Annotated in this window: 10 protein-coding genes; 9 read left to right on the top strand and 1 reads right to left on the bottom strand. The window is 47.7% G+C overall.

Features of this window, described 5'->3' with window-relative positions; all coding sequences use genetic code 11:
* Positions 1-128 precede the first annotated feature (128 nt).
* From ACO53F_RS00815 to asnS, 7 genes are all read left to right on the top strand, one after another.
* Positions 129-872: an MIP/aquaporin family protein gene (locus tag ACO53F_RS00815; RefSeq protein ID WP_485136943.1), complete on the top strand. Its 744-nt coding sequence runs from the start codon at positions 129-131 to the stop codon at positions 870-872.
* Positions 873-1,019: 147 nt separating this feature from the next.
* Positions 1,020-2,288 (top strand): tetratricopeptide repeat protein, encoded by a 1,269-nt coding sequence (locus ACO53F_RS00810; protein ID WP_485136942.1) that lies wholly within the window; start codon positions 1,020-1,022, stop codon positions 2,286-2,288.
* Positions 2,289-2,316: 28 nt separating this feature from the next.
* Entirely contained in the window at positions 2,317-2,868 is a 552-nt protein-coding gene (locus ACO53F_RS00805) for a YpiB family protein (RefSeq protein ID WP_023390887.1), read from the top strand.
* Positions 2,852-4,102: a CCA tRNA nucleotidyltransferase gene (locus tag ACO53F_RS00800; protein ID WP_485136941.1), complete on the top strand. Its 1,251-nt coding sequence runs from the start codon at positions 2,852-2,854 to the stop codon at positions 4,100-4,102. Before ACO53F_RS00805 ends, ACO53F_RS00800 begins: the two co-directional genes overlap by 17 nt.
* Positions 4,092-6,578 carry an exonuclease domain-containing protein gene (locus ACO53F_RS00795; protein WP_485136940.1) on the top strand — a complete coding sequence of 829 codons (2,487 nt, stop codon included), beginning with the start codon at positions 4,092-4,094 and terminating at the stop codon, positions 6,576-6,578. Before ACO53F_RS00800 ends, ACO53F_RS00795 begins: the two co-directional genes overlap by 11 nt.
* 90 nt (positions 6,579-6,668) lie before the next feature.
* Positions 6,669-7,148, top strand: a complete 480-nt coding sequence (locus ACO53F_RS00790) for a PepSY domain-containing protein (protein ID WP_035363848.1) — start codon at positions 6,669-6,671, stop codon at positions 7,146-7,148.
* 24 nt (positions 7,149-7,172) lie between these two features.
* Complete coding sequence (gene asnS / locus ACO53F_RS00785) at positions 7,173-8,471, top strand: asparagine--tRNA ligase (protein WP_070755378.1); 1,299 nt, start codon at positions 7,173-7,175, stop codon at positions 8,469-8,471.
* 116 nt (positions 8,472-8,587) lie between these two features.
* Here the strand turns inward: asnS and ACO53F_RS00780 are convergent, their stop codons facing one another.
* Positions 8,588-9,994, bottom strand: a complete 1,407-nt coding sequence (locus ACO53F_RS00780; protein ID WP_485136939.1) for a LysM peptidoglycan-binding domain-containing protein — start codon at positions 9,992-9,994, stop codon at positions 8,588-8,590.
* Between the two features lie 370 nt (positions 9,995-10,364).
* On the opposite strand from ACO53F_RS00780, the gene rpsO reads away from it, so the two are divergent.
* A complete protein-coding gene (gene rpsO, locus ACO53F_RS00775) occupies positions 10,365-10,634 on the top strand; it encodes a 30S ribosomal protein S15 (protein ID WP_023390881.1) in 270 nt (89 codons plus the stop codon).
* A gap of 162 nt (positions 10,635-10,796) precedes the next feature.
* Positions 10,797-12,899 carry a polyribonucleotide nucleotidyltransferase gene (pnp, locus tag ACO53F_RS00770; RefSeq protein ID WP_485136938.1) on the top strand — a complete coding sequence of 701 codons (2,103 nt, stop codon included), beginning with the start codon at positions 10,797-10,799 and terminating at the stop codon, positions 12,897-12,899.
* The last annotated feature ends 147 nt before the right edge of the window (positions 12,900-13,046 follow it).

The following is a 13,046-nucleotide window of genomic DNA, read 5'->3' as shown; positions in this document are numbered from 1 at the left end:
TGATAAGAAAGCGTTTTGAAATATAAAATGGCAATTGAAAGCCCCCCTGACATATGGTACACTTAGCAAAGGAATAATCCATCAGCACCAGACGGTGCGATTTTCATTATTAAAAGGAGTTATGTAATATGTCATTAGGCGTACGTTTATTTGCAGAATTTTTAGCCACTGCCATGTTAATCATCTTAGGTAACGGGGCTGTTGCCAACGTTGATTTAAAAGGTACCAAAGCGGGGAGTGGTGAAGGGGCTCACGGTTGGAACCTGATTGCAATCGGTTATGGTTTTGCGGTTATGATGCCAGCTATGATCTTCGGTCACGTCAGCGGTAACCACATTAACCCAGCTTTCACTCTCGGTTTGGCTATCAACGGTAACTTCCCATGGGCAGAAGTTGTGCCTTACATTGGGGCTCAATTCTTAGGGGCTATGTTCGGTCAACTCTTAGTAGTGGCAATGTACAAGCCTTACTATGATCAAACAACCAACCAAGCGCATATCTTGGGGACTTTCTCAACAGCTAACGCTGCTAAAAGTCACTTGAATGGCTTTGTCGGCGAATTTATTGGCTCTTTCATCCTCTTCTTCGCAGCAGTAGGGATTACCAAAGGGCAAATGTTCGCTAACAACCCAGGTTTGGCTCACTTAGCGCTTGGTTTCTTGGTATGGGCTTTGGTTATCGCAGTCGGTGGGCCAACCGGTCCAGCCCTCAACCCAGCTCGTGACTTAGGTCCGCGTTTGGTTCACCAATTCTTACCACTTAAGAACAAAGGGGACTCTAACTGGTCTTACGCCTGGGTACCAGTGCTTGCGCCAATCTGTGCTGCCATTTTAGCAGTCTTTGTCTTCAACACTTTCTTCTTAGTTAAATAAAGACCTTTTTAGAGGCTGGGATCATCCCAGCCTCTTTGCTTGTCTAGTAATCAGTCAACCTTAGTTGGTTGCTTACTTAAGCACTCTTTACCTAGCTGGGAGTGACTCCCGTTAGGCTTCGTGGTATAATGAAGGTGGAGGTGTCTTATGAGTGAATTAAGCCGTTGGATTGAAGCCTGTGAGGAATGTCAATCCCTAGACCAAGTCAATAGTGTCTTAGAAGGAGCACTCCTAGAGGCACCAGATGATAGCCAAACCTATCAGGGTCTGCTAGATTTATCGGATTACTTTGCTAAGCGGGGCTATCGAGAGTGGCAAGTCTGGCTCTTAGACCAGCTTTATCAGCTAACCCATAAGAAAAAGGTTGCCTACTATCTGGCCAAGGCCTGCTTCCAGCTGGCCGATTATCCCAGTGCCTATGAATGGTTGAGCCGGGCCAAGACAGACCAAGCCGTCTTTCTTGTCCAATGGTTAGAGGCTCAGATTCTCTTTGAACTGGGGCAAGTAAAGGCCTGCCAGAAGGTATTACAGGACTTAATTCAAACCTATCCGACTCGATTTGAGCCCTATCAACTCTTAGCTCAGGCCAAGATTGAAGAGGGGGACTATAGCAAGGCTAAGGACTACTATCAAGTCTTGCTAGGCTACTTTTCAGATAAGGTGGATCGAGCCTTGATTCGACAACGGCTTCTGGCTTTAGCTTTAGAAGACGAGATGATTCAGCTAGAATGGATTCAATCCCTAGTAAGTTGGGAAGACCTGCCACTGGTTAGTGCGGAAGATTACTACCTCTTAGCCTTGGCCTATCAAAAGGCGGGGCATCTGGCTCTTGCTTATGAGGCTGCTCAACAAGCCCTTGCCCTGGACTCAGATTCCGTGGACATCCACTACTTAGTGGCAGAATTGGCTTTGGGCCTGGGACACCAGACTAGCTTGAGGGAGAACCTTGACTGGCTCTTTGAAGTGACTCTGGCAGATGATGGACGCATGGCGGATTATCTGGCCTTATGTCAGGCGATTGACTATCTGACGCCGGCTATTAAGGACAAGTTAATGGATGCCTATCTGCTCCAGGAAGATGAAGATTTGACCTATGCCATCGCCACCTATCTGATTGCTTGGTTAGCTCAGCATGAGGATGCCCAGGCAGCCTTAGAGGTCTTAGATACTCTGGCGCCAGACTTTCCAGATCCCGAGTATCTGTCTTGTCTCTATGCACCACTCTATGCGGACCTAGGCCAGCGGGAGCAGGCTCAAGCAGCCTATCAAGAGGCCTTAGACCTGATGGCGGGAGACCGGGATTTTTGGTTACAGGCCCGTCAGTATTTTGTGGCTTGGGGCTTAGACCGAGAAGTCGCTACTTTAGACCGGATTTTGGCGGAAGCAGACCATGACTCTCAGGATATAGAGGAGTAAAGATAAGTCTCAGAAAGGAGGAGACACGGTGATTAATAAGCATCAACGTAAACGTCAGTTTATTGCTTGGCTCTTGCAGCATTATCGGCATGCCAACCCAACGGTTAACTACTTTTTAGAGTTTTTAATGGTTCAGCCTGATTATATTCAATATGTTGAGTTCTCGGATCAAGTCGAATATGCCAGTCACGGTGTCTATATCTCCTATGTGGAGCAGACGGCGGTGCCTTTCCGTTACTATAAGGAAGGCAAATCCTACAGTTCTTGTGAGCAGGCTTTCCATGACCTGAGACTCAATGCTCAAGGGGCTCAACCCGTCACTTTTTATATAGAACTCAATATTCCTGACTATATTGCGACCCTCTACCGTTATGATCTCTTTACTCAGCCGGATTATTTACCTGAGGATAGTGCCTTTTTGGATCAATTGGAAATGGGACTGACTCAGGTTACCCGCCAAGTCAGACGCAAGCAATTGAAGGAACAGGTCGACCTAGCTTTAGATCAGGGAGCTTTTGATATCGTCAATCAACTATTAAATCAACTGGAGGAACTAGAAGGGCATGACCAAGACTATTAATCTCAATAATCCCTTGTTTCAGACGGCCATGCCCCTCCTAGAAGCCATTGAGTCTCATGGTTATGAGGCTTATTTTGTTGGCGGTTGCGTGCGTGATGCCCTCTTAGGCAAGGAAATTCACGATATCGATATTGCGACCAGTGCGACACCGGATGAAATCCAGGGGATTTTTCCGGTCACTTTTGAAGTGGGCAAGAAGCACGGGACCATTGTAGTGGTCTACAGGAAAGAAAACTATGAAATTACCACCTTCCGAACGGAGGGGACCTATAGCGATCGGCGCCGGCCTGACCAGGTTAACTTTGTTCGCAATTTACGCGAGGACACCTTGAGACGGGACTTCACCATTAATGCCTTGGCTTTGGACCGCTTAGGCAGGGTCTATGACTACCATGGTGGGGAGCAGGATCTAGGAGCCGGTATTATCCGTGCTGTCGGGACTGCCCTGGAACGTTTCGATGAAGATGCTCTACGCATGATGCGGGCCCTGCGCTTTGCCAGTCAGTTAGGCTTTGAGATTGAGTCCCAGACCTTTGAGGCCATTGGTCAACTTGCTCCTAACTTATCTTATGTGTCCATTGAGCGCATTCGGATTGAACTCAGCAAGCTCATGCAAGGTGATTATCTAGGGACAAGCTATAAAGCCTTGACTGACTCCGGCCTTTGCGCTTATTTATTGGGCATGGAGCAAGTAGATGCCTTAGCCGTCTGGCAGAAGGTCTATGAGACCCTAGCGGCTCAAATTGCTGCAGGGCTAGCGCGAGACGAACGTTTGGTTTGGTGGGCCTTAGTTAAGGCCATGGGCTTGAATTCAGCTCAGACGCGAGCCTTTTTGCGTGACTGGAAGCACAGCAATCCCTTCATTAAGGACGTCAGCGACTTATTAGACTTGGACCAAGCCTTTGCAGCAGGCCCACTGGATGCCTGGCAACTTTATCAGATGCCAGCCCATGTTTTGGCTATTTACGAGACCTATGCCTACCATCAAGCCTGGTTGACTCACCCTAATCAACTGACCCAAGCTAAGGCCCAATTGCCGCTTGCCAGTCGGTCGGATTTGGCCATTAATGGGCAAAAGGTCATGGAGGCGCTAGGCTTAAGCCGAGGCAATGCCGGACTAGGTCGCCTACTTTTGGAGCTAGAGCGTCAGGTCGTCATGGGGGATTTGGCTAATGACCCAGCCGGCCTCTTGGCCCAAGCTCAAGCGTTAGGAGCTGATTATCTTGAAAGCTAAAGGACTAAGAATTGCGGTTGTCGATTTAGAGACAACGGGCTCTCACCTAGATCAAGGTGATCAAATTATCCAAATTGGGGCTGTTCTGATTGAAGATGGACAAGTCCTAGCCCAACACAGTATGTTACTCAATCCTGAGCGAGACATTCCCACTCATATTACGGCCATCACAGGCATTCAACCAGACCAGGTCCAGGATGCGCCGACCTTTAGCCAAGTGGCAGGTCTCTGGTATGAGCGACTCAAAGACTGTTTCTTTGTGGCGCACAATCTAGGATTTGACTTGACCTTTTTGCAGGCCAAGTTTGCCGAACAAGGCTTGGACTTTCAGCCACCTGCCTTGGACACTGTCCAGTTAGCTAAAATCTTCCTGCCACAGGCACCGGGGTTTAACTTGCAGGATTTGAGCCAGTTCTTTGGCTTGAACTTCCAAGACGCCCATGATGCCTTGGGGGATGCCCGGATGACGGCCCATTTGTTGGATGTTTTGGCTCATCAGGCAGCGGATTTAGACTATGGGACTAAATTGGCCTTGCAAGCAATTTTTAAGGCTTTGCCCTATCAAGCCAACCAATTTCTCAACCAAGCTAGTAGCTTTTATTGCCAAGTAAGTTGGCCAGAGGGGCAGGGCGACAGCCAATCCCAAGCTAGTCATGCAAGCCTAATTAGCGCCAAGCAAAGAACGGCGGTAGCCTATTGGCAAGAAGCCGGTCAGGATAAATCACCCTTAGTGCTAGAAGCTCACGCCCGTCAGGACCATCAAGGCTTGGCACTGGCGCTACTCCATGCTTGGCGCCAAGAAGGGGACAAGGCCCTGCTAGTTTTAGAAAATGAGGGGCAAATCAGCCATTGGCAAGCCCTGTGGCAAGAAGTCAGCAGTCAGGAGGCGGGCATTTACCGACCATCCTATCAGTTTGTCGATATGGCCTCGGTTTACCAATTCTGCCATGAATTTGATTTAAGCCGGGCCAACCAACAGGAGCTTACCGTTTTAGCGGCTGCCTTGGTCTGGTTGACTAGCAGCCAGTTTGGCTGTTTGGATGAATTGAACTCTGAACTGGATATTAGTCAGATCATGCGGCGCTATGATTTTGTGGCTAAGCCGGGCAAGAAGGTGGGCTATCACCGTTACCTGGAGGGGCTTAAAGCCAAAGACTTAGTTTTGATGAGCCAAAAAGACTGGCTGTCCTTAAAGCAAGTCGCAGATAGCCCGCTGGCCTTTCTGGGGCATGCCCGAGTCTTGGTACTAGACCTAGAGGCCAGCTACCAAGGCCTAGTGGACCAAGAAAGCACTAGTCTGGATGCCAGCCAGCTCTTTGTAGAGCTTAAGGCCTTACTAGATCAAGGCCAGGAGGAAGCTCAGTTAGAGTCCTGCCTAGCCACTAGCTATGACCTGCTAGAAAGTATGCGGGCAGAGTTTGAAGCTAGTGATTTAGGTAATGCTAGTAATGATTGGTGGACAGCCTGCCTAGTCAAGGGCAGCCCCCGCTATTTGACCGTCATGGCCCAAGTGGCGACTTTAGGCCAGCAGCTAGAGGACTGGCTGAAAACCGCCAAACTAACCGCCAAACAAAAACGGATCTACCGCCATCTGGCAACGACCTGTCGACTACTAGCCAAGCAGTCAGAGGGGAGCTATGTCCGACTTCAAGGCCAGGTCAGCAATGGCCAAATCTACCAATTAGCCCTTAGCCGGGTGCCTTTAATTATGAGAAACAAGCACTTGCCTCAGCTAAGCCAGTACCAGCAGATTGCTTTCTTGTCGGACGGACAGTATGACCAGCCTTTAGGCTATGGCCTGGCACGCTTCTGGCAAGTGGGGGCCACTTATTTAAGCCTACCTGAGCAAAGTCAAGCCAGCAGTCTGACCCTCCAGGTGCCATTAGCTTATGCCCAGTCAGGTCAGGGTTATGAAGAAGCCGAGCAATTGCTGGCCTTTATCAAGGATCAGCTGGCCGAGAAGGGTGCTAGCCATGTCCTTATTCTTGCCAATAACAAGGCCCAAGCCCAGACATACTACCGTCTCCTATGGGAAAGTTCCCTGCTGGAAGAGGGCTACCTGATTTATAGTCAGGGACAAAATGGCAGCCTTAAGAAGATTAAGCGCCGGGCCGAAGCCGATGACAAGGCCATTGTCATTGTGCCAAGACGCCTCTTCCTAGAGGAGTCCTTCAGTCTGTCAGTCGATCAGCTCTTAGTGGTCTTAGACCGTCTACCATTTGACTCCTTGACCAATGAGCGGACCTTAGGCCAAGGCCAGGTGCTTGGCTTATCAGATAACCAGGCCTTTGATCAACTGACCCTACCGCAAATGATTTTCCGTCTTAAGAAATTGTTGGCTCAAGTCGCTAGCTCTAATTGCAAGGCGGACTACTATCTCCTAGATGAACGCGTTTGGACTCGTTATTATAGCCCTAAGGTTGAGGAATACTTGGCGCCCGCCATTGACCTGGTTCCCATCTTACCCAGTCACTAATCCAGCCTAGTCAGCTAGCCAAAAATTCATGCAATTTTGGAGAAATTATGGTATGATAGTACAGATAAGTGGCGACAGGAGGAGTCAAGTATGTTAAACCGTAAAGTGGTCTCAGGACTGACGCTCTTTTTCCTCATCATCTTTCTCATCTTTGCTTGGGTTTTCTATTCAAGCCAAGCCAAATCGCATCAAGCTCAACAGGAAGCCGTGCGACTGATTGAGACGGACTACACTGTCAAAGACGTCAAAAAGTTCTACTGGACGACCATCTCTGAGGCTTACTTTGCCTTGGATTTTGTGGATGACAGTGGCCAAGAACGTTATGCGATTGTGAAACGTGAGGGTGGGACCGTTAATTACTACACGCCAAGTCAAATTATCTCAGAAGAGGATGCCAAGGCCATTGCCTTAGCAGACAATGAGAATTATAAGATTATGCAGGCGCGTTTGGGCATGATTAAAGACACGCCCGTCTGGGAAATCACCATCAAGAATGATAATAATACCTTGACCTATTACTACCTCAATGCGCAGGATGGGTCCTGGTTACAAAAAATCGAAAATATTTAAGACAAGACTATGGAGGCAGGCAGAATGCAGACAATTACCATGCGTCAAGCAGCAGATTATATCGATCAAACGGTCATCATCAAGGCATGGGTGACTAACAAACGGAGCAGTGGGAAGATTGCCTTCTTACAATTGCGTGATGGCTCCGCTTATTTCCAAGCCATTGTGGTCAAGGCCGATGTCAGCGAAGAAACCTTCGCTTTGGCTAAGGGGCTTAACCAAGAAACCAGTGTGAAGGTAGTCGGTAAGATTCAAGCAGACACTCGTTCAGCTTTAGGCTATGAGCTTTTGGTTCAAGACATTGAAGTCATTGGTGAAAGTCATGACTACCCAATCACACCAAAAGAACACGGGACTGACTTCTTGATGGACCACCGCCACCTCTGGCTTCGTTCATCTAAGCAACATGCCATTATGCAAATCCGTAACGAAATTATCCGGGCAACCTACGAGTTCATGAACCAAGAAGGCTTGATTAAGGTGGACCCACCAATCTTGACGGGTTCTGCGCCAGAAGGGACTACTGAGCTCTTCCACACCAAGTACTTTGATGAAGATGCCTTCCTTTCCCAGTCTGGTCAGCTCTATTTAGAAGCAGCGGCTATGGCTTTCGGTAAGGTCTTCTCCTTCGGGCCAACCTTCCGGGCTGAAAAATCTAAGACCCGTCGTCACTTGATCGAATTCTGGATGATGGAAGTAGAATTGGCCTTCGTTGAACACGAGGAAAACTTGCAATTCCAAGAACGTTATGTGGCTCACCTGGTTCGCAATGTCATTGACCACTGTGGTCTGGCACTTAAGACCTTGAACCGTGATGTGGCAGTCTTGGAACAATACACCAAATTACCTTATCCACGTATTAGCTATACGGATGCCATCAAGCTCTTGAACGACAATGGCTTTGATGATATCCAATGGGGCGATGACTTTGGTTCACCACATGAAACCTTCATTGCCAGCCAATATGATCGTCCAATCTTCATCGTCAACTATCCTAAGGCCATTAAGCCATTCTACATGCGCCTTAATGAAGAAGACCCACGCACTGTTCTATGTGCGGATATGATTGCACCAGAAGGTTATGGTGAAATCATTGGGGGTTCTGAACGGATTGTGGACTTTGAGACCTTAGATGAAAATATTAAGGCCTACAACTTAGATCCATCTGCATATGCTTGGTACCTTGACCTTCGTAAGTATGGCGCTGTGCCACACTCTGGTTTTGGTCTTGGTTTGGAGCGGGCAGTGGCTTGGTTATCAGGGATTGAACATATCCGTGAAACCTCACCATTCCCACGTTTGCTCAACCGTATTTACCCATAAGCAAAAATTCCCATTATATCATATATGATATAATGGGAATTTTTTTCTGCTTAGAAAAACCACCTAGCACTACTTACTTGGCTAGGTGGTTAGAGGAGGACGAAAGCTTTAGAAGCTTAAGGGTTGAAGGAAACATGGACGTGGTCGTAGTGGTTGGCTGTGTCTCCACCGCGGTCTGGCATTAGGTTCCAGGTATTAGCTGGCCCATAGTAACTATCGTAGTTAGCGTAGAAACGTTGTTTCCAGATAACGTAGTTGATGTCATTGCTTTCCATGTCGGACGTAGCGTAGTTGGCGATTTGGTCACCTAGCTCGGTATTGTCGTTGACTACGAAGTCAACGGCTAAGCCCTTACCGTGGTCATCGTTAGAGCCTGGACGGTAGAGGCTGAAGTTGGTAACACCAAACCTGTCTGCTACTTCTTCCTTATATTCAGCTGCTTTTGGCTGCAAGCCTTGGTTGGCTGGGTTGGCAGCCGCCCGGGCAGCATAGTCAGTTGCAGCTGGCTGCTCTTGAGTCGTTTGGTCTTGGACAGGTTGGGTCTGAGCTGGTTGCTCTTGACTTGTCTGGTCTTGAGCTGCTTGCTCCTGACTAGTTTGCTCTTGAACTGTTGGGTTTGCCTCAGCTTGCTGACTAGGACTTTGTGAGCTTTCTTGGCCATCTGTTGGAGTATTGGTTTGATTTACTTCTGTAGGATTTGCAGGCGCAGCGTCAGTCGCGTCTTTTTCTGGCTGGTTAGCCTGAGTAGGTGTTTGAGAACGCGCTTCTTCTTGAACAGTTGGTAAACCTGATTCCTTGACATCGTCGCCGATGACAGGGGCTTGATCGGCATTAGCTTTATTTTGAGGCTGAGCCGGACTTTCTGGTTTAGCAGGTGTTTGAGGTGTCGCCGGTTTGTCAAGATTGGTTGGCTTGACTTGGTTATTTGGCGTTTGAGGGCTAGTAGCTGTCGGTTGAGCTGGCCTAACAGCCTCTGGCTGGCCAGGAATTTGGGTGACCGGAGACAAGTCTTGGCTGGCAGCTTCCTGATTTTGGACAGGACTTTCATCAACAAGAGCTTGTACTTGCGGGTTAGTTGGGGCAGTCGCCTGGTTTTGTTTAAAATCTACTTGGCTAGTTTGGCCATCAATTGTGATGGTATTTTGAGTCAAGTCAGCCCGAACACTAGGACTTTCCTGACCTTGGTCTGGGGCTTGGATTTCTAGACTGGTTACTTTGCGGTTACCATCTAAGTTAGCCGTTAAGACAGTACCTGGGAAAATCAAATCAGCGTCTGCGATTTCATTAATAGAAACCAAAACTTGAAGGTCAATTTCAAGGGCTTCTGCGATGGCTGAGAGGGTGTCGCCATATTGAACTGTATAGCTGAGCTTGTCAGCTTGTTTGGAAATATCTTCTTTAATTTGGCTGACCGTCCGAGGCGTCCATTGGGAGGCTTCTTGGGCCTGAGCTGGAGTCAAGGGGAGTGCGAGTAAAGCCGCTGCTGATGTTAAGAGCAGTGTTCTTTTAAGTGTTAATTTCATAATCACGCTTCCTTTGCTTGTTGATGAGACCATCATAGCATAGAAGTTAGACTAAAAGGCCCATTTTATGGAGACTTAACTCAATCATAGGACATCTGTAATCTCTTTTTTCACATGGGACTGTGCTAGGACAAAGCTGTAATATATGAAATAGCAAAGTTCTCAAACTAGCTTAGTCAAGGGCTTAAATTTTAGTCTATTTTCCTGGCTTAGGGCTTGATTTTTCCTAGCTTTTATCGTATATTTAGAGACGTGGTCGTTTGTTGCTTTATCGATGTTCGGCTACTTATAACACCCCGGCTCAGTTTAACGAATCACCAACGTTTTACTTAGCTTGTGGGATACTATATCGGAAAGAGGTGAAACTGAGATGGCATTATCAAAAGAGCGTAAAAATGAAATCATTAAAGCTTATGCTACTCACGAAGGGGACACTGGTTCTCCAGAAGTACAAGTTGCGGTTTTAACTGAAGATATCAATATCTTAACTGACCACATCCGTACTCATAAGAAAGACTATCATTCCTACCGCGGTTTGATGAAGAAAGTTGGGCGTCGTCGCCACTTGCTTTCTTACCTGCGTGAGAAAGATATTCAACGTTACCGTGAATTAATCCAACGTTTAGGTTTACGTCGTTAATTTTGGTAGCAGGGCGGCTACGGCCGCCTTCTTTTTTTAGAGCTTTACCATGGAATATGTGCTAACCAAATAAGAGCCGGGCAGGGTGGCTTGGCCAGTTCTTATTTGATTAGTCATGTTCCATATCAAGGGAGCAATCCCAATTTATAAGGAGGACATTCCATGTCAAACAAACATGTATTTTCTACAACTTTAGCGGGCCGTCCGCTATCTGTGGAAATTGGCGAATTAGCCAAACAAGCTAACGGCGCTGTCTTGGTTCGCTACGGCGACACCGTGGTTTTATCTGCAGCCGTTGCTTCTAAGAAAGCCGGGACCGGTGACTTCTTCCCGCTAACTGTTCACTACATCGAGAAGATGTATGCAGTCGGTAAAGTCCCAGGGGGCTTCATCAAACGTGAAGGCCGTCCATCTGAAGCGGCAACTTTGACTAGCCGTTTGATCGACCGACCATTACGTCCAATGTTCCCAGAAGGCGTTCGTAATGAAATTCAAATTACCAACACCGTTTTATCAGTTGACCAAGACTGTACCCCAGAAATGGCCGCTATGTTAGGGGCTTCCCTGGCCTTGGCTGTGTCAGATATTCCTTTTGACGGGCCTGTTGCCGGTGTTAACGTAGGGCGCGTCAATGGGGAGATTGTCATCAACCCAACGGTTGCCCAAGCAGAATTATCTGACATCGAATTAACGGTTGCCGGTACGGCGACTGCCATCAACATGGTGGAATCTTCTGCCAAAGAAGTATCAGAAGCCGATATGTTAGAAGCCTTACTCAAAGGTCATGCGGCTATCAAGGAATTGGTAGCCTTCCAAAATGAAATCGTCGCTCAAATCGGTAAAGAGAAATTCGAGTTTACCTTGGCAGAAGTGGCGCCAGAAGTGGCGGCTCAAGTAGGGGAACGCTACAAGTCTCGCATGATTCAAGCCATCCAAACCCAAGAGAAGAAAGCGCGTGAAGCAACGGTTGACGCCGTTATGGAAGAAGCAACTGAATTCTTTGCAGCAGTTTACGCTGACCGTGATGACTACGATCAACTTATGAAAGACGTATCCACTGCCTTACACGACTTAGAGAAGGACGAAGTTCGTCGTCTCATCACCAAGGAACGTGTTCGTCCAGACGGTCGTCGTATCGATGAAATCCGTCCATTGAGCTCTTCTGTGGCCCTCTTGCCACGCGTTCATGGTTCAGGTCTCTTCACTCGCGGTCAAACCCAAGTCTTGACTGCTGCTACCTTGGCACCGCTCGGTGAGCACCAAGTAATCGACGGTTTAGGTATTGAAGAAGGCAAACGTTTCATCCACCATTACAACTTCCCTAACTTCTCTGTCGGCGAAACAGGTCGTGTGGGCAGCCCAGGCCGTCGTGAAATTGGTCACGGTGCCTTAGGTGAACGCGCCCTCAAACAAGTGATTCCTGCGCCAGAAGATTTCCCATACACCATTCGTTTGGTATCTGAAGTCTTGGAATCTAACGGTTCTTCTTCGCAAGCAAGTATCTGTGCCGGCACTTTGGCCCTCATGGATGCAGGTGTGCCAATTAAGGCGCCAGTTGCAGGGATTGCCATGGGCTTGGTCATGGAAGGGGAAGACTACACAGTCTTAACTGATATTCAAGGTCTTGAAGACCACCTAGGCGATATGGACTTCAAGGTAGCCGGGACAGCTGCCGGGATTACGGCCTTGCAAATGGATATCAAGATTCAAGGGATTACTGAAGCTATCTTAACCGAAGCTTTGACGCAAGCTAAGAAGGCCCGTTTGGAAATCTTGGATGAATTGGTCTCTACCTTACCAGAAGCGCGTAAGGAATTGAGCCCATACGCACCTAAGATTGATATCATCCAAATCAACCCAGATAAAATTAAGGTGGTCATCGGTCGTGGTGGGGAAACCATTAACGGCATTATTGACGCAACTGGCGTTAAGATTGATATCGACCAAACGGGTAATGTCTCCATTGCGTCTAGCGACCAAGTTATGATTAACAAGGCGCGTCAAATGATTGAAGACTTAGTTCGAGAAGTTGAAGTAGGCCAAGTCTACACTGGTAAAGTTAAGCGCATTGAGAAATTCGGTGCCTTCGTAGAAGTCTTACCAGGCAAAGACGGTTTGGTTCATATTTCTGAATTGGAACACCGCCGTGTGGCACAAGTCGAAGACGTGCTCAAGATTGGCGATCTTGTAGAAGTCAAAGTCATCGAAATCGACAACCAAGGCCGAATTAACTTGTCCCGTAAGGTTCTCTTACCTAAAGACTAATTCACTATCATCACTCAGGCTAGGAAGATTTTCCTAGCCTTTTTTGTATGCTTATCACTTTGCTGCAAGCAAACACGAACGTTAAGTTGACAAATGATAACAAAGTTCGAATAGGACTTTTATTTGCTAGCTAGGAATCCTATAATA

The sequence above is a fragment of the Abiotrophia sp. genome, assembly GCF_057275535.1.
Note: the sequence above shows the minus strand (reverse complement) of the source record. Positions and strands in the feature narration are given on the sequence as shown.

Excerpts from the sequence above, each read along its gene's own strand:
- ACO53F_RS00815 (WP_485136943.1), top strand. The coding sequence starts at position 129 with ATGTCATTAGGCGTACGTTTATTTGCAGAATTTTTAGCCACTGCCATG.
- ACO53F_RS00810 (WP_485136942.1), top strand. The coding sequence starts at position 1,020 with ATGAGTGAATTAAGCCGTTGGATTGAAGCCTGTGAGGAATGTCAATCC.
- ACO53F_RS00800 (WP_485136941.1), top strand. The coding sequence starts at position 2,852 with ATGACCAAGACTATTAATCTCAATAATCCCTTGTTTCAGACGGCCATG.
- ACO53F_RS00790 (WP_035363848.1), top strand. The coding sequence starts at position 6,669 with ATGTTAAACCGTAAAGTGGTCTCAGGACTGACGCTCTTTTTCCTCATC.
- asnS (WP_070755378.1), top strand. The coding sequence starts at position 7,173 with ATGCAGACAATTACCATGCGTCAAGCAGCAGATTATATCGATCAAACG.
- ACO53F_RS00780 (WP_485136939.1), bottom strand. The coding sequence starts at position 9,994 with ATGAAATTAACACTTAAAAGAACACTGCTCTTAACATCAGCAGCGGCT.
- rpsO (WP_023390881.1), top strand. The coding sequence starts at position 10,365 with ATGGCATTATCAAAAGAGCGTAAAAATGAAATCATTAAAGCTTATGCT.
- pnp (WP_485136938.1), top strand. The coding sequence starts at position 10,797 with ATGTCAAACAAACATGTATTTTCTACAACTTTAGCGGGCCGTCCGCTA.